This is a genomic window from Azospirillum tabaci (assembly GCF_014596085.1).
Classification (GTDB): domain Bacteria; phylum Pseudomonadota; class Alphaproteobacteria; order Azospirillales; family Azospirillaceae; genus Azospirillum; species Azospirillum tabaci.
Map to the genome: position 1 here is coordinate 1 of NZ_JACCJY010000024.1, position 17441 is coordinate 17441.

13 protein-coding genes are annotated in these 17441 nt (G+C 69.3%); 5 read left to right on the forward strand and 8 right to left on the reverse strand.

Annotation, left to right across the window (positions count from 1 at the left end):
- Positions 1–432 precede the first annotated feature (432 nt).
- On the forward strand, positions 433–1689 hold the full coding sequence (locus H0B54_RS30305) for an exonuclease SbcCD subunit D C-terminal domain-containing protein (protein ID WP_188261839.1): 1257 nt from the start codon (positions 433–435) through the stop codon (positions 1687–1689).
- Positions 1689–5456 carry an AAA family ATPase gene (locus H0B54_RS20325; RefSeq protein ID WP_188261840.1) on the forward strand — a complete coding sequence of 1256 codons (3768 nt, stop codon included), beginning with the start codon at positions 1689–1691 and terminating at the stop codon, positions 5454–5456. Before H0B54_RS30305 ends, H0B54_RS20325 begins: the two co-directional genes overlap by 1 nt.
- 98 nt (positions 5457–5554) lie before the next feature.
- Here the strand turns inward: H0B54_RS20325 and H0B54_RS30310 are convergent, their stop codons facing one another.
- Positions 5555–6790, reverse strand: coding sequence for a trypsin-like peptidase domain-containing protein (locus tag H0B54_RS30310; RefSeq protein WP_188261841.1), 1236 nt, complete (start codon positions 6788–6790; stop codon positions 5555–5557).
- Positions 6791–6932: 142 nt separating this feature from the next.
- Positions 6933–7904 (reverse strand): replication protein RepA, encoded by a 972-nt coding sequence (locus H0B54_RS20335; RefSeq protein WP_014197970.1) that lies wholly within the window; start codon positions 7902–7904, stop codon positions 6933–6935.
- A 1082-nt stretch (positions 7905–8986) separates the two neighbouring features.
- Here H0B54_RS20335 and H0B54_RS20340 point away from each other — a divergent pair.
- Positions 8987–10006 (forward strand): ParA family protein, encoded by a 1020-nt coding sequence (locus tag H0B54_RS20340; protein ID WP_014197973.1) that lies wholly within the window; start codon positions 8987–8989, stop codon positions 10004–10006.
- Positions 9996–10877 carry a ParB/RepB/Spo0J family partition protein gene (locus tag H0B54_RS20345; RefSeq protein WP_188261842.1) on the forward strand — a complete coding sequence of 294 codons (882 nt, stop codon included), beginning with the start codon at positions 9996–9998 and terminating at the stop codon, positions 10875–10877. Before H0B54_RS20340 ends, H0B54_RS20345 begins: the two co-directional genes overlap by 11 nt.
- Positions 10878–10917: 40 nt before the next feature.
- Here the strand turns inward: H0B54_RS20345 and H0B54_RS20350 are convergent, their stop codons facing one another.
- The 3 genes from H0B54_RS20350 to H0B54_RS20360 form a co-directional block, all read right to left on the reverse strand.
- A complete protein-coding gene (locus H0B54_RS20350; protein ID WP_188261843.1) occupies positions 10918–11454 on the reverse strand; it encodes a mismatch-specific DNA-glycosylase in 537 nt (178 codons plus the stop codon).
- A gap of 52 nt (positions 11455–11506) precedes the next feature.
- Positions 11507–12223 (reverse strand): YoaK family protein, encoded by a 717-nt coding sequence (locus tag H0B54_RS20355; RefSeq protein WP_188261844.1) that lies wholly within the window; start codon positions 12221–12223, stop codon positions 11507–11509.
- A 78-nt stretch (positions 12224–12301) separates the two neighbouring features.
- On the reverse strand, positions 12302–13210 hold the full coding sequence (locus H0B54_RS20360) for a LysR family transcriptional regulator (protein ID WP_188261845.1): 909 nt from the start codon (positions 13208–13210) through the stop codon (positions 12302–12304).
- A 102-nt stretch (positions 13211–13312) separates the two neighbouring features.
- Between H0B54_RS20360 and H0B54_RS20365 the strand changes: the two genes are divergently transcribed.
- Entirely contained in the window at positions 13313–13711 is a 399-nt protein-coding gene (locus H0B54_RS20365) for a RidA family protein (protein ID WP_188261846.1), read from the forward strand.
- 194 nt (positions 13712–13905) lie between these two features.
- On the opposite strand, the gene H0B54_RS20370 is transcribed toward H0B54_RS20365, so the two are convergent.
- Genes H0B54_RS20370 through H0B54_RS20380 form a run of 3 tightly spaced genes read right to left on the reverse strand, consistent with a single transcriptional unit; the run spans position 13906 to position 17307 of the window.
- Entirely contained in the window at positions 13906–14508 is a 603-nt protein-coding gene (locus H0B54_RS20370) for an ANTAR domain-containing response regulator (protein WP_188261847.1), read from the reverse strand.
- Positions 14509–14537: 29 nt separating this feature from the next.
- Entirely contained in the window at positions 14538–16202 is a 1665-nt protein-coding gene (locus tag H0B54_RS20375) for an ABC transporter ATP-binding protein (RefSeq protein ID WP_188261848.1), read from the reverse strand.
- Between the two features lie 13 nt (positions 16203–16215).
- A complete protein-coding gene (locus tag H0B54_RS20380) occupies positions 16216–17307 on the reverse strand; it encodes an ABC transporter permease (protein WP_188261849.1) in 1092 nt (363 codons plus the stop codon).
- Between the last annotated feature and the right edge of the window lie 134 nt (positions 17308–17441).

Sequence of the window (17441 nt, forward strand, 5' to 3'; positions counted from 1 at the left end):
CGACCTCACCCAAGCTTTCGAAACTGAAGTCTCTTACTGCTTGACCGAGATGCTCAAGCGACCCGCGATGCCAGTCCCATCCGGAACCGGTCCGCGGCCAACGGCCAAAACCGCCGCCTGCGCATCCCTTCTCACAACACGGTATCAACGATATCCAAGATCCCGCGGCCCCAGGAGAACCGCAACACCCCGCGCCCATTCCCTTGAAGGAGTGGGCCGCCAGGGCCAGAATGTCTCTGTGTTCCCGACCCGTCGGCGCCTCGTTGGCGGCCACCGCGTCGGGAGGCGCTTTATATGCGGGGTGCCCCGGGGGTGGCAAGCACTTTTTTCGACCCCAGGCGATTTTTCTCCCGCTGCCTTTTTCACACGGCGCGTTCGCCGCCATGCTTTCGTAGAATGCCGGTCCCCTTTCCGATGGACCTGTTTCCCTCCATGCGTCTTCTCCACACCGCCGACTGGCATCTCGGGCAGACTCTGCACGGCTTCGCGCGCGAGCACGAGCACGCGCGATTCCTTGATTGGCTTCTCGACCGGCTTGAAGAGCAGGCCGTCGATGCGCTGGTCATCGCCGGGGATGTGTTCGATGGGCAGAACCCGCCGATCCCGGCGCTCGGCCTGTTCTACCGGTTTTTGGCAAAGGCCAAGGCACGCTGCCCGGCGCTGGACATCGTGGTGGTTGCCGGCAACCACGACAGCGGCAGCCGTCTGGAGGCGCCCTCTCCCCTGCTGACGGAGATGGGGGTGAGGGTGGTCGGCGCCCTGCCGGTGGACGAGGAAGGCGGCTTCGCGTCGGAGGAGCTGGTGGTTCCGCTGACCGGCCGTGACGGAGCGGTCGCCGCGCGCTGCGTCGCGGTGCCCTACCTCCGCCCCGCCGACCTGCCACCGTTGAGCGAGGAGGAGATCGCGGCTGGCGCCGACCCGTTGGTCGAAGGGGTGCGCCGCGTCTACGCGGATGCGGCGGAGGCCGGGCGGCGCGCCTTGCTGCCCGGCGAGGCGCTGATCCTCACGGGCCATTGCTACATGCGCGACGGCGCCCTGTCCGAACTCAGCGAGCGCAAGATCCTCGGCGGCAACCAGCACGCGCTGCCGGTGGACGTCTTTCCCGAGGACGCGGCCTATGTGGCGCTGGGCCATCTGCACCGGGCGCAGGCGGTGGGAAGGTGCGAATCGGTGCGCTACAGCGGCTCGCCCCTCCCGCTGGCGGTGGACGAGGAGCCCTACCCGCATCAGGTGGTGCTGGCCGATTTCACGGAGGGACGGCTGGTCAGGGTCGAGGCCCTGCGGGTGCCCCGCTTCGTCGCCATCCGGCGCATCCCCGGCGGCGGGCGGTTCGCGGCGCCGGAGGACGCCCTGGCGGCGCTGGCGGCGCTGGAGCTGGACGAGGAGCTGCCACGCGAGGCTTGGCCTTATGTCGAGGTCTCGGTCGAACTGCCGGCGCCCCGGCCGGCCCTGCGCGAGGAGGTGGTCGCGGCGCTGGCCGGGCGCCCGGCGCGGCTGGTGAAGCTGGCCTTGCGGCTGACCGGCAGCGGCGAGACGCTGGCCGAGTCCGTGCCGCTGGCCGATCTGGCGGACCTCGCCCCGGAGGACGTGTTCCTGCGGCTCTACCGCCGCCATCATGAGGGCGAGCCGGAACCGGCGCTGCTCACCGCCTTCCACGAGTTGGTCGCGACCGTTCAGGAGGGTGCGTGATGCGGATTCTGGCGGTTCGCGGCTGCAATCTGGCCAGCCTGGACGGAACCTTCGCGGTGGATCTGGCCGGCGGACCGCTGCGCCACGCCGGCCTGTTCGCCATCACCGGCCCGACCGGTGCGGGTAAGAGCACGATCCTGGACGCGCTGTGCCTCGCTTTGTTCGACCGCATGCCCCGGCTGCCGGACGGGCGCGGCGTGGCGCTGGGCGCCAGCGGGGACACCGACGCGATCAGCACCACCGACGTGCGCAGCGTCCTGCGCCGCGGCGCCGGGTCCGGCTGGGCCGAGGTGGATTTCGCCGGGATCGGCGGCGCCGCCTACCGGGCGCGCTGGGAACTGCGGCGGGCGCGGCAGAACGCGCGCGGCCAGTTGCAGAAGCAGACGATGAGCCTGACCGCGCTGGCGGACGGCAAACGGCTGGGCGACGGCAAGACCAGCGTGCTGGACGAGATTTCCACCCGGCTCGGGCTGAGCTTCGAGCAGTTCCGCCGCGCCGTCCTGCTGGCCCAGGGCGATTTCGCCAATTTCCTCAAGGCTCCGGCGACCGAGCGCTCCGCCCTGCTGGAACTGCTGACCGGCACCGAAATCTACTCCCGCATTTCCGTCGCCGCGCATGAGCGCTCCCGGGAGGAGCAGCGGGCGCTGGAGGCGCTGGAGGCGCAATGCGCGGGAATCGGCGTGCTGACCGACGACGATCGCGACACCCTGGCCGCCGAGGCTGGCGCGGCGGCCGAGGCGGTCCGGCGGGAGGAAACGGCGTTCGAGCAGGCCCGCGCCGCCGTCGCCTGGCATGAGCAGGACGCGCGACTGGCCAAGGCGGAGGCGGACGCCGCCATGGCGAGCGCGCAGGCCGAGCGGGTCTGGCAGGAGGCCGGAGCGCGGCGGGAGGAGGCCGCGCTGCTGCGCCGTCTCCAGCCCTTGCGGGTGCGGTTGAGCGAAGCGGACCGCTGCGCGGCGGCGGCGGCGGAAGCCCGGGAGGCTCTGGCCCGCGCTCAGACCGCGGTGACGGACGCACAGGACCGGCTGGTCCAGGCCGAGGCCCGGCATCGCGAGGTGCGCGGCGCCTACGAGACGGCCCGCGGCGCCGTCGACGCCGCCGAGCCGGAGCTGGAACAGGCCGCCGCCCTGGACGCCGAGATCGCCGCGCTGGCCGGCCAACAGGCCGGGGCGCTCGCGGACGCGGCAACGACGGAAGCGGACGCCAAGGCAATTCGGGAAAGCTGGACCGCCACCCGGACGGCTCTGGAGCAGGCCCGTGCCGATTCGGCGGAGCGGGAGAGCTGGCTGGCCGGTCAGACGGCACTGTTGCCGGTGGCCGACCAATGGGCGCGCTGGGACGCGCTGCTACTGCGCCACCGCGACTCCGCAAGGGCGATGCGGGAGGCGGAGGGAGAGGGCGGCCGCGCCGCCACGGAGGCCATGGCCCACGAGGCGGAGCTGGCCCGCCTCTTCGCCGTTCGACAGGACAGCGCCGCGCGGCGGGACGCGGCCGAGCGGGCGTTGTCCGCGCTGAAAGCCGAAGCGGTGGAGTCGCTGGACACTCTGCGCGGGCGCCGCACGACGTTGGCGGAGCGCCGCGACGGGCTGTCCCTCCTGGCTCAATTGGCGGAGCGGGCCGCGCGGCTGGCGGCGGACGCCGCCGAGGCCGAGGCGGAACGGGAGCAGCGGCGGACCGCCGCCATGGACGGGGAGACCCGCGCCGCGGAGACGAAAGCGCGGCTGGACCAGCGCCGGGCGGCGTTGGCGGAGGCCGATGCCACCCTGCACCGCTTGCGCCTCGCCCGCAGCGAGGATGTGGCGTCGCTGCGCGCTCAATTGACGGAAGGAGAGTCCTGCCCGGTCTGCGGTGCCACGGAGCATCCCTGGGGGGCCGGGCACACCCCGCTCGACCGGCTGGCCGAGGATCAGGAACGCCACGTCGCCGCCCTGCGCGCCGAGGTGACCGGGCTGGCCACGGACCAGGGCGCCCACACCGCCGCGGCGAAGGCGGCGCGGGAGCGGGCCGCGGCCCTGGATGGACGATTGGCTGCCCTGGCGGCCGACCGGACGGCCGCGGCGGAGGGCTGGGCGGAGCAGGTGCCGGGCTTCGGACTGCCCACCGCCCCGGACGTGGAGACCGTCACCCGGCGGTTGGCCGGCGTGGACGCGGAACTGGTGGAGGCCGGACGGGCCGAGGCCAAGGCGCTGGACCACAAGGCGCGGCTCGACGCCGCGGTGCAGGCGTGCCGGGAGCGGGACGCGGCGCTGACCGAGGCCGAACGGGCGATCGAGGCGCGGGCCCGTCAGCGTGACGCCGCCCGCCATGCGGAATCCCTGGCCGTGGCACGGCGCGATCAGGCGGCGGACACACGGGAGGCGGTGCGGGCGGAACTGGTCCAGCCCTTTGCCGGGCTTGCGGGCTGGAACGGCCGGCTGGACAGCGATCCCGACGCATTCCGCAAGGACCTCGGCGGGAGGGTCGCCGAGGTCCTGCGCCAGCGTGAGGGGCTGGCCCGGGCGTTGCGCGACGTGGAGGCCCTGGAACGGCAGGCCGGCGCCAAGGCGGCGGAAGTGGACGGCGCGCGGCTGGCCGAACAGGCGGCACGGCGGCGGTGCGAGGGGCTGGCCGCGGCGCTGGAGGACCGGCGCGCGGCACGGGCATCCCTGCTGGGCGGACGGACGGTGGCCGCGGTGAAGAAGGAGTTGGCCGAAGCCTGCCAACGGGCGGAAGCTCTGGTCGAACAGGCCACGGTCGCCCGGCAGGACGCGGCGGCCCGCCTGTCGGGGGCGGAGCAGATCGTCGCCACGCGCGGCGACTCCGCACGCCGTTGCGCCACCGAGGCGGAAGCGGCGGCCGATGCCCTGACCGCGGCGGCGGAGCGCTGCGGCGTGACGGTGGAGGAGGCGCGCGCCCATCTGGTCCGCGACGAGGAGTGGCTGACCGGGGAGGAGCGGGCGCTGGCCGCCCTCGAGTCGGCGCGGCGCGAGGACGCGCTTCGGGCGGCCGAGCGGACGCGGACGCGGCAGGAGCACCACGCCACCGGACATCCCGCCCTCGGCGCCGAGGAGGCCGGCGCGGCCGTTGCCGAGATGGGTCGGCGCCTTCAGGAGGCCCGCGATCGGCTGGGCGAGACCCAGGCCCGGCTGCGCGCCGACACGGAGAACCGCGGTCGCCTCGCCACCGTGCTCGACCGGGTGGAGGCGCAGCGCAAGGCGCAGGGACTGTGGGCGACCATGGCGCAGCTCATCGGCTCCGCCGACGGGCGGAAGCTGCGCAACTTCGCCCAAAGCCTCAGCCTCGACCTGCTTCTGGTGCAAGCGAACCGCTATCTGGCGGATCTCGCCCGCCGCTACCGGCTGGAGCGGGTCGGTGGGGCCGACCTGGAGATCCAGGTGGTGGACGGCGAGATGGGCGACGAGCGGCGCGGCGTGCACAGCCTGTCCGGCGGCGAAATGTTCCTGGTGTCGCTGGCCCTGGCGCTCGGTCTGTCGGCCATGGCGGGGGGCGGCAGCGGCGGGATCGGCACGCTGTTCATTGATGAGGGGTTCGGCACGCTGGACCCCGGCAGCCTGGATCTGGCGTTGTCCTGCCTGGAGGCGCTTCAGGCCACCGGGCGGCAGGTGGGCGTCATCAGCCACGTCCCGGCGCTGGTGGAGCGGATCGGCGTGCAGGTGCGCGTCACCCCGCAGGGCGGCGGGCGCAGCGCCGTGACGGTGACCCGCGGGACCCTGGCGGCGCCGGCGCCGGACGCGGCGGCTCAGCAGGAACTGCTGGTGCCCTTGTAAAGCGCTCCAGCACAAGGCGTTCCAGCCGGCCTTGGATCACCACGGAGGCATGGAGACACGGAGATGAGCCTCTCCGTGTCTCCATGGTGAAGACGCCATCAGGCCAGACGGAAGGCCAGGTAGCTGTCGGCGCCGACCTGCCCCGGCATGGTGATGACCGAACCGACGGCTTTTCCGGTGAAGGTGATGCTGCCGTCGACGCTGCCGTTGCCGTCGAAGTCGATGTGCGCCGTGGCGCCCTTGAACCCCTCGGCCCCCGCCATGGACTCCCAGGTGAGCGTCGACACGCCCTCCTTCCATCCCCAGGCGGTGGCCCATTCGTTTGGTTCGAAATCGGTGATGGTGGACCAGGTCACCCCCCCACCGCGCCCGTCCAGGAAGAAGGTGTCGGTGCCGGAACCGCCGGTCAGGAAATTCGAGCCGGTGCCGCCATCCAGAACGTCATCGCCGCCCCTGCCGTCCGCCGCGTCGTCGCCGGCGCCCAGGTTGAGGAAGTCGCCAATCTCGCTGCTGATGACGATCTCGATGGACTTGGTGCCCAGAAAGAGGTTTTTCAGCGTGGCGACCGGACCGACATAGACGTCCATCTGCAAGTCGCGGCTGGACGAGCCGTTGTTCACCACGGCGCGCCGCTCCGATTCGGGGGCCGGCGGAGTGTTCGAGATGTAGGAGTCGTTGGCCGACAGGGCGTCCTTCAGCCAATAGGCGTGGCCGCCAAGAGCGGTGGCCCCGACTGCGGTCGACACGACGCCGACGGCGAAAACCTTGTCCCCGGAACTGTAATAGATCGGACCACCGGAATTCCCGGGATTGATCTCCAAGTCGGAGTTCACGTAGTAGACCGAATCGACGCTCGACCGGCGGATGGTGCCGCTGTCGAAGGTTTCGTAGCGCCCGTACTTGGTGGGATAGCCCAGGACATTGGCCGCCCCGCCGGCGTAGTTCCAGTCGATTCCGAAAAAGCCGTAGGTGTCGCCGATGGGTTGGGACAGGGTCAGCAGGGCGACGTCGATCTCCGACCCGCTCTGGGTGGTCCGGTAGAAATCGCCGGCGATGAGCCTGCCGTCCGAATCCGGGTCGAAGTTGGTGAAGAACTGCGATTTGGCGACGCCGTAGGCTACGTTGTCCGTTTTGCCGGGATTGTAGGACGGATAGATCTTCAAGCTGCTCGGCTTGCCGCCGAGACCGGCGTTGTAGACGACGTGGGACGCGGTGATGACGTCGTTGCGACCGACCAGGAAGCCCGAGCCGACATAGGTGCGATTTCCCCAGGTGGCCTCGATTGAGACCACGGCGCGCGCCGGATACTGATCGTCATCGACCCTATAGGACATTGGAACCGGTTCCCCCGCTGCATCCGGCACGGCATCGCACTGGATGGTTGCAACCGGTTGATAATGTCACGCATGAGGGGTGCATTTCAACAGCGCGCCGCGCCTGAGGGAATCTTCTCCCTCGGCGCTCAACCAACCTTCATCAGCCGCGAACGGGCCGCAGGACGAGATGCTTGTTCGACGGCACGGCCGGCGCCGAGGGGCGCAGGACGAGTCCCTTGGACGTCGGCTCGATGTTCGCATCGGGATAGACGGCCATGACGTCCTTCAAGGCTTCCTTCAGGCGGAAGGCCAGGACGCGGTGCTCGCTGACCGAGCCGAAATGCTGCGACAGGGCGTGCCAGGGAACCACCGTCTGCTTGTCCAGCCGGTGCAGGCGGTGGACCAGCCACACATAGGCGTCGAGCGCCAGGGCGGAGTTCTTCAGCTTGGCGATGGCGTGCTCGTCCAACGGGACGGCGTGTTCCATCAGATGTTCGAAGAAGCTCTGGGTCAGGCGGACGAAGCGCACCCATTCGCCGCCGGTGCGGAACAGGTCGGGCGTGTCCTCCTCGTCCCGCCACAGCTTGATGCCGTCGATCAGGCGCTGGTCGGAAATCTCCGCCGTCGAGGGGCCGGTGGTGGTGCGCAGGGTGAACTCGCTACGGGCGATCCGCAGCACCTGCTCGCGCACCGGCTTGTAGTTCCCGCGCTCGCCGCCCGTGGGGGCCAGCCCGAGACGGCGCAACCACGCGCTCATGCTGGGTCCCAGATCGACATGGGCGCTGCGCGTTTTGCGCGCCTCGGTCTGCAGGTAGATCATGATCAGGCGCGCCTTGGCGCCGTAGGGAACGCCGACGTCCAGGACCGTGCCGTCGCGCAGCGGCAGGATGCCGGGGCGGACGACGAGCTGGTACTTGCCGTTGTTGCGCACCCAGGGAGCGGTCTCGTCCTTGGGCTTGCGGTGCGGCAGGGAGGCTTGGCAGAAGCCGGCGTGGAGATAGCCGATCGCGTCCATTTCGTTGGACAGCGCTTCATGGGCCATCATCACACGGCGGCGCTCCTTGGGGTCTTCGGTGCGGGCAAGAACCGCCTCGAATCCCTCCAGGGTAAGCTGCTCGTGGATTTTCGCCATGGGACCCCTCCGGCCTCGTTCGGTCACGTTCCTGTCATTTCAGAAAACACAAAATGTGGTGGCTGTGAAGCGCGTCCATCCCACGAATCGCTGAAGTTGCAACGGAAGCTGCAGATTCCGACTCAACTTCAGCGAAGCGGCCATTTGGGAACCCGGCCGTCCCCTGCCCTGCCGGCAAACGCCAAGCCAACGTTTCAAAATCAGCGTCGCCAACGGAGCGCTCGGGGCCGGAGAGCCGCTTGTCCACAGCCGGACGGGGTTGTCCACGCTGAGTTGGAATCGCACCGGGCGAAACCGGCCCGATCGGCTCGCTGACTCCGCAACGGCGGGGACGCCGAAGTCGCAACGGGGACTCGCTCATCCACGCTGAAGACGAGTCACGAAGGGCGGTTATCCACGCTGAACTCGCAACCATGTCCTATATGAGTCCCTATAGGATTCTCCGGTTAGACCGGTTGCGCGGGTGCTGGCGCGACCCCCTTCGCTGAAAACGCAACGCTGGTGGGGGTCGAGAATCGCCAACCGGGCATTCGAGGGTGATCCCGCCCCCGATCCTCCACCGGAGCGAGCACCGACCAGGGACAAGGGTTCCAGGTCGAGACCGTCAACTGTCAACCGAACCCGACGCTGAATTTGATACAAAGGCGACTCGGGCCCAACGCTGAATTGGTAACATTCGACTCGGAAACCCAAGGCTTTCCAGGGCTTAGCCGACTCGGCGAGTCTCGCGCAGATCTTGCAACGGCTGCGCGGACCGACGAATCGGCATACGACGCTGAATTTGATACAACGGAATCCAGGCGATTCAAGGACCGAATCGAAGCCGCTCCTGCCAGCCAACGCTGAATTGGTAACGCTTTGGAAAATGGCCTTGACGGGCTCCCGGTCGATTCGCCTCCGGAATGGTTTTGCGCCGCCCGGAGCGGCCCGCAGAAGCCGGCGGTTTCTATGACCATAGTCCCATACGACGTCGCATGACACAGCTTCCCGCCGGCATTTGACGCAATTCGGCGCGCTCCGGCTTGACCAGTTGCGTCACATTTTGCAAGAAAGGGCCATACACAGGGAAAGCCGGAGGCCCGATGAACGGGGAAGAACTGCGCGCCATCCGCGAACGGCGTGCCGAAGACCAGTTGAGCTTCGCGACATGGCTCAACGGCGCACTGAACCGCCGCTACGACCGCTCCCGGATCAGCCGGTGGGAGAGCGGAGCGGAGCGCATCCCCCAGCAGGTCGCCGGTTTCCTGGCGGGTCAGGGCGGCATGGCCGCCGTGCCGCAGAACGCCGGGGTGCCCAAGATGCAGCGCGCCGTGGTGGCGGTGGCGAATCAGAAGGGTGGCGTCGGCAAGACGACGACGGCGGTCAACCTGTCCTACGCGCTGTCGACGCTGGGCCTGAAGGTGATGCTTCTCGACAGCGATCCCCAGGGCAACGCCACCGTCCATATGGGGCTCGACCCCGGCGAGATCGAAACCCAGCGCAAGGGCATCTATAATGTGGTGCGCGGCGGGGCGTCCTTCGACAGCATCCTCCAGCCGGTGTGCGGCGGCGCCGTCATGCTCGCCCCCTCCAGCATCGGGCTGGCCGCGGCGGAGACGGAGCTGGTGGCCGAGCCGGACAATTCCCTGGTCCTCAAGGAGAAGCTGGCGGAGGTGCGGAACCGTTACGACGTCATCGTGATCGACTGCCCGCCCAACCTCGGCCTTCTGACCATCAACGCGCTGGCGGCCAGCGATCTCGTGCTGATTCCCGTGCAAACGGAGGTGTTCGCCGGGCTCGGCGTGCCGCTGCTGCTGGAAACCATCGCCAAGATCCGCCGCCGTTCGAACCCGTCGCTGAACATCTTCGGCATCCTGCCGACCATGTTCTCGTCCCGCTTGACGCAAGATCAGGCCAGCCTGCGCGAGATTCAGGAGCATTACGAGGGGCGCACCCGCGTTCTGAACGCGGTGCCGCGCGCCACCCTGTTCGCCCAGGCGTCGGGCGCCGGCCGTCCGGCCATCGAGGCCGATCCGAATTCCAACAGCGTCCAGGCCTACGGCGAACTGGCGCGTGAACTGGCCGCCCACCTCCAGACTGCGGAAGACGCCCATGTCTCGTAAACTCGAACGGACCAGCACCCGCATTTTCGACAAGGCGGCGCAGCGCGGCGGGGACGCGCTGTTCGGGCTGTCCGCCGACTTCCCGCGGCTGATCGAGGTCGATCTCGACCGGGTGCACCCAAATCCCGACCAGCCGCGGCGCCATTTCGACGACCAGTCGCTTCAGGAGCTGGCCAACTCCATCGCCCGCCACGGGCTGAAGCAGCCGGTTCTCGTGCAGGATCTCGGCGATGGCGACTACCGGCTGATCGCCGGTGAGCGGCGCCTGCGCGCCTGCGGGCTGGCCGGGCGTCAGACCATCTTCGCCATCGTCACCGACGGCGATCCGGACGAGCTGGCGCTGATCGAGAACATCCAGCGCGTCGACCTCGACGCCATGGAGCTGGCCCGCGCCTTCGCCCGGCTGATCGAGCGGCACGACTACACGCACGAGGCGCTGGGGCAGGTCATCGGGCGCAGCCAAGCGGAGGTCACCCGCACCTTGTCGCTGCTGCGTCTGCCGGCCGATATCGTCGCTGAATTTGAAACGCGCCACCGCTCCGTCCCGAAAAGCATCCTGACGGAGATCGCCGCGGTGGACGATCCGGTCCTGCAGAGGAAGCTGTGGGACACGATCAAGGACGGCGGCACCGTCAAGGCGCTGCGCGAGGCCAAGCGCGCCCAGATGGGCGGCAGCGAGCCGGATTCTGCGGCGTCGGCGAAGGTTCAGCCGGCCCCTGCGGTGCGTTTCGTCTCCGCCGTCCAGCGCATCGCCAAGGACTTTTCCGCCGTCGATGCCGGGGAGCTGCGGGCGCACCGCAAGCAGCTCAGCGAGGCGCAATGGCAGGAACTGCGCCGCCTTCACGCCCTTCTCGACGAGCTGCTGGCCTGACCGTCAGCAACGCTGAATTTGTAACGGACACCCGCTGACGTCAGCGGCGGGTGTCAACTTCAGCGTCGATGACCCGCCGGACCTCGCGGAACCAGCGCAGCTTTTCCGCGAAGGGCAGGCGGGCGAGCCCGCTGGGCGAGGGCAGCACGACGTCCACCGGACCACCGAACAGGCTGTCCGGCTGCACGCCCCACTCCGCCCGGACGCGATCGGCGGCGGCGAGATAGACCCCCTTCCCCGTGTAGGCGATCACCCGGGGCCGGAATTCCGCGACCAGGGCGCGCAGCCGCGGCACGCCGCCGCGCAGCTCCGCCCGGCTGAGATCGGCGGCGCTCGGCGTCGCCCGCGCCACGAGGTTGGTGGAGCCCAGCCCGAACTCCGGCAACAGCCGATCCTCCTCCGGACGCAGCAGGCGCGGTGTCAGACCGGCCGCCGCCAGCAGTTTCCAGAACTGGTTGCCCGGCCCCGCGTAATTGTGGCCGAGCCGTCCGGAGCGCGTTCCAGGGTTGAAGCCAACGAACAGGACGTTCAAGCCGGGGGCGATGATGTCGGGGATTGGGCCTTCGGAATCGGTCATGCTGCGTCAACACTCGAAAGCGGCGTCTGGCAACGCTGAATTTGAAACGCCCCTACTCCGCGGTCCGCCACTCGGCGACAATCACCGGGGCGGCGAAGCCGGCAAGGATGACCGCCAGCGTCACGAACAGCATGGCGCCCCAGGCGCTGTAGCCCAGCACCCCAAGCACGCCGCCCAGGAAGAAGGACCCGACGGTCGGCAGGTGCGTCTTCAGCTTGTCGAGCGTCACCCGGACCCGATCCCGGCTATTGCGGTGGTAGAGATCGTCGATCAGGTTGCCCAGCTCGATCCCGATGTCGGTGATCATGCCGGTGACATGGGTGGTGCGGACGCGGGCGTTCGAGATGCGCGTGACGATGGCGTTCTGCAACCCCATCAGGAAGCTCAAGCCCATGACCAGCGCGGCGCCGCGAAGCTCGTGCAGCCAGACGTCGGCGGCGCCGAGCCCGGCGAGCAGCAGGGCTTCGAGGCAGACGCTGTAGGCGTAGATCGCCGACAGGCCGCGGCGTTGCCCGGCGTTGATGAGCATGGCCGACACCATTGCCCCGGCGATGAAGGTCGCCACGATCGCCAGCGCCATGCCGAAGGCGCCCATCTCGCCCAGCGCCAGATGATCGGCCATGGTCGAGACGGTGCCGGTCATGTGCGAGGAGTAGAGGCCGGCGGCGTAGAATCCCGCGGCGTTGACGGCGCCGGCGATTCCCGCCAGCGACCAGGCCAGACTGCGGTCCGCCGACACGCCACGATGCTCACCCTGCCGGACCAGCATGCCCCACTCCCTGAACCAAACGGGACGCCATCATAGTGGCGGCCGCAAGCGTCGGGGACCCGCTGGTTTGTGGGGGCATCAATGCGTTTCCCGAGCGGTCGGCATGGTCTTGACGACATCAAGGAACGCCCGCAGGGCCGGCGGCACGGCGCGGTGCCCCGGATAATACACCGCCGCCCGCTCCGGCTTGTGCATCCAGGCAGGCAGAACGGTCCGCAACCGCCCGTCCGCAAGGGCGGCTTCGGCGGCCCAACTCACCACATAGGCAATTCCCAGGCCCCGCGCGGCGGCATCCACCATCAGCTCCTCGTCGTCGAGCACCAGCGGTCCGTTGACGTCGACCGTCAACTCTTGCCCCGCCCGCTCGAACTCCCAGCGGTACAGCCGTCCGCCGGGCAGGCGGTGGCCGACGCAGCGATGACGCTGGAGATCGTCGGGCGTGGTCGGCTCACCGGCGCGGTCGAGATAGGCGGGGGAGGCGACGCAGACGAAGCCGATCGGGGCCGGGAAGGGCACCGCGATCATGTCCTTCGGGATGGAGTCGATCAGGCGGACGCCGGCATCGAAGCCGCCGGACACGATGTCGATCAGCCGCCCCTCGACGACCAGATCGACCGTCACGTCGGGAAACCGCTCGACCATGCGCGGGAGGACGTCGCGGACGAGAGCCGCCGCGGCCACGCGCGGCGCGTTGATCCGGACGCGGCCGGCCACGTTGCCGCGGTAAGCCGAGGCGGCGTCCAGCGCTTCGTCCAGCGATGTCAGGGCAATCTGCAGGCGGCCGAGCAGTTCGAGCCCTGCTTCCGTCGGCGAGACGCTGCGGGTCGTGCGGTTGAGGAGGCGCACGCCCAGCCGATCCTCAAGGCCCCGCATCGCGTGGCTCAGCGTGGATGGCGCCGTTCCGAGTTCATCCGCCGCGCGCCGGAAGCTGCGGTGGGTGGCAACCGCCACGAAGGCGCTGAGGTCATTCAGGGAGGGACGCATCATTGATGGCGATCTTGCATCAGCCCGTGTCGATTTCAACGTCTAATCGCGCACCTCTTCGGCTGCTATCTCCTTCTCCAGTTCCAATCCGAACGGGAGACACCGATGTCCAAGCGCGACGCCCTCTTTCCGACCGGCCGGCAGGCGCTCTACGAAATCCACCGCTACTCTGCGGCCATCCGATCCGGCGATCTGCTCTTCGTCTCGGGGCAGGTCGGCGGACGCGAGGACGGTTCGCCCGAGCCGGACTTCGCGAAACAGGTTCAACTGGCTTTCGACAATCTGCGCGAGGTCCTGAAGGCGGCCGGGGCCACCTTCGACGACATCGTGGACGTGACGACCTTCCACACCGATCCGGAGGCCCAATTCGAGACCGTCCTGTCGGTCAAAGACCGGATGTTTCCGCAGAAGCCCTATCCCAACTGGACCGCGGTCGGCGTGACCTGGCTCGCCGGCTTCGACTTCGAGATCAAGGTGATCGCTCGGGTTCCACAAACCGTCTGAGCCGACATGGGGGACAACGTCCTTCTCATCACGCCATGCATCGCGCTCATTGGACGGCTTGTCGCGACTCGCAAGCTTTGGCATTGTTGTGGGGACGCACCGTCACAAGACCGCTCGAACACCAACCTTCCAGTCTAGGAAGTGAAATGACTGTTCGGTATCATTCCTGCCTGAAGCCTTTGATCTGAAACGCGTCACAGCTCAATCTGGGCGGCGGTGATGACGCTTTGCGCGATGTCGGCAATGCGGCGCCCCTGCTTCATGGCCGCCTTGCGCAGGGCGTTGTAGGCCGCCTCCTCCGTCAAGGACTTCTGCTGCATCAGGATGCCCTTCGCCCGCTCGATCAGCTTGCGGTCGGCGAGCTGCGTGCGAGCCTCGTCGCGTTCGCGTTTCAGCGTTTCAAATGCAGCGTAGCGGGCCAGCGCGGTTTCCAGGATGGGCCGCACACGGGCGGGGTGGAGCCCGTCGAGGACGAAGGCGGCCACCCCGGCCTCCGCCGCCTGCGCCGCCGCCCCCGGCGGGGCCTTGTCGGCGAACAGGACGACCGCGCAGGCTCCCGACCGGGCCAGCCGGAAGACGCCGTCCAGCGTCGCAGGGGCCGGCGTTTCCAAAACAGCGACGACCGCGTCCGGGGCCAGCGCGGCGACGCGGGCTGGCAGGTCGGCGAAGCCATGGACCACAGCGATCCGGTCGGCGATCCGGTCGCGGCCCCCCGCCCCGGCCAAGCCGTCCTCCACCGGCCGCGTGGCGTCGGCGTCGGCGCCGGCCACCAGAATGGTCAGGGGTTTGTTCGCCATCACCGCTCCGCCTTCCCCTTCACGCCGCCTTACGCCGCTTTCACCGTCCCGTGATGCCCGCCTTCCAGGAAGTTCAGCAGATCCTCCCGGTAGGCGTAGTAGCGGGGGTGCTCCAGCAGGGCCTGCCGGGTCCGGGGGTGGGGGATGTCCACCTCCAGGATGTGGCCGATGCGGGCGTTTGGCCCGTTGGACATCATCACCACACGGTCGGCCAGCAGGATGGCCTCGTCAACGTCGTGGGTGACGCAGATGGCGGTGACCTGGGTGCGCGCCCACACCTCCATCAGAACCTCCTGAAGCTCCCAGCGGGTCAGGCTGTCCAGCATCCCGAAGGGCTCGTCCAGCAGCAGCAGCTTCGGCGACAGGGCGAAGGCCCGCGCGATGCCGACGCGCTGCTTCATGCCGTTGGACAGCTCCGCCGCCGTCTTGTGCATGGCGTCGCCCAGCCCGACGCGCGACAGGTAGTAGCGGGCGATGTCGTTGCGCTCCCCCCGGCCGGCCTGCGGGTAGACGCGGTCGACCCCCAGCATCACGTTCTCCAGCGCGGTCAGCCAGGGGAACAGGCTGGGTGCCTGGAAGACCACCGCGCGGTCGGGGCCGGCGCCGACGACCTCCTTGCCGTCCAGCACGATGCCGCCGCTGGACACGTCGGCCAGCCCGGCGACCATCGACAGCACCGTGGACTTGCCGCAGCCCGAGTGGCCGATCAGGGAGATGAACTCCCCCTTGCGCATCTTCAGGTCGAAGCCGTCCACCACGGTCAGCGGTCCCTTCGGCGTGGCGAAGGTCTTGGTGACCCGGCTGAACTCGACGTAGCGGTCGTCGGACAGACCGCCGGGCTGCCCGGCCAGATAGGATTTTGGCGGCGGCGCGGCGGTGATCGGCGTCGCCGACGGCAGGGTCAGGGTCTCGTCCACCGCGGCGGCTGCGCGGCTGGCCCCGGCCTCCATCAGCCAGGCCGTGACCTCGGCGCGCAGGCGCTTGAAGTCCGGGTCGTGGTTCACGGCGGTGCGGTCGCGCGGGCGCGGCAGATTCACCGCGAAGGCGGGGCCGAGCGTCGCCCCAGGACCCGGCGTCAGCGGAATGATGCGGTCGGCCAGCAGGATCGCCTCGTCCACGTCGTTGGTGATGAGGACGACGGTCTTGCGGTCCTTGCGCCAGATCGCCTCGATCTCGTCCTGGAGCTTGGCGCGGGTCAGCGCGTCCAGCGCCGACAGCGGCTCGTCGAGCAGCAGCATCTCCGGGCTCATGGCCAGCGCGCGGGCGAAGCCGACGCGCTGGCGCATGCCGCCCGACAGCTCCTTGGGGCGGCGGTCGGTGGCGTGGCCCAAGCCGACCGTCTCCACCGCCCGGCGGGTGAGCACGCCGCGCTCCGGCGACGGCTTGCCCTTGTGCACGGCGTCCACGGCCAGCGCCACGTTGTCCTTCACGCTCAGCCAGGGCATCAGCGAGTAGCTCTGGAACACGATGCCGCGCTCCGCCCCCGGCCCGCGCACCGGTTCGCCGCGGAACAACACCTCGCCCGCGTCCGGTTCGGCCAGACCGCCCATCAGGTTGACCAGCGTGGTCTTGCCGGCGCCGGAGAAGCCGACGATGGCGACGAACTCGCCCTCCGCGATGGACAGGTCGATTCCGCGCAGCACCTCGGCCCCGCCGTAGGACTTCGCGACGCTCTTCAGCTCAAGGATGACCATGCTCGGGGACTCCTCAGCGGGTGCCGGTGTGGGAAACGGCGGCCTGGAAGGCCAGCATGACGCGGTCGAGCAGGAAGCCGATCAGGCCGATGGTGAAGACCGCCACCATGATGCGGGCGAGCGAGGAGGAGGAACCGTTCTGGAACTCGTCCCACACGAACTTGCCCAGGCCGGGGTTCTGGGCCAGCATCTCCGCCGCGATCAGCACCATCCAGCCCACGCCCAGCGACAGCCGCAGACCGGTGAAGATGTAGGGCAGCGCCGAGGGCAGCACGAGCCGGCGCACCATCGTCGGGCCGGAGAGCTGCAGCACCTTGCCCACATTCATCAGGTCCTTGTCGATGGAGGAGACGCCGACCGCCGTGTTGATCAGCGTCGGCCACAGCGAGCAGAGCGTGACCGTGATGGCCGAGGTGAGGAAGGACTTCTCGAAGGTCGGGTTGTCGCTCGACACGGTGGCGCTGACCACCATGGTGACCAGCGGCAGCCAGGCCAGCGGCGACACCGGCTTGAAGATCTGGATCAGCGGGTTCATCGCCGCGTTGACCGTGCGCGACAGGCCGCAGGCCACCCCCAGCGGCACCGCCACCAGCGCGCCGAGCAGGAAGCCGGTGAACACCGTCTTCAGGCTGGTGACGATCTGGTCGAGATAGGTCGGCTTGCCGGCGTAGGGGCGGGTCTTCACCTCCGCCGTCGGGTCCTTGGCCAGCAGTTCGGCGTTGCGCTTGGCCTGCCGGTCGTAGAAGGCGGCCTCCTTGGCGCGCTCCGCCTTATGGTCGGCGTGGAGGACGCCCACCTGCTCCCACACCTGGGCCGGGCCGGGGATGGCGCCCAGGCTGGTGTTCACCTGCGGCGCCAGCCACGCCCAGGCGGCGAGGAACAGCATCAGGGCGGTCAGCGGCACGCCCATCTGCTGCCACAGCTCCCGCCCCTGCTGGCGCGGGCTGTCCCCGGCGGCCATGCGGAGCAACGGGCTGAGCCAGCCGAGCCCGACGATCTGCAGGGTCGCGGCGGCACGGTTCAGGCCATGGGCGAGGCGGGCCTTGCGCCGGGCGCGCATCGCCTCGGCGGTGGAGAGGGTGGAGGCTTCGGTCACGCTGGTCATGGGGTGATCTTTCTGTTTGGCGCGGGGCGCCGATGCCCCCACTCCGGCCCTCCCCCGCTTCGCAGGGGAGGGTGTCTGTCCCCTCCCCTGCGTCAGCGGGGGAGGGTTAGGGAGGGGGCCCGTCGCGACCACGG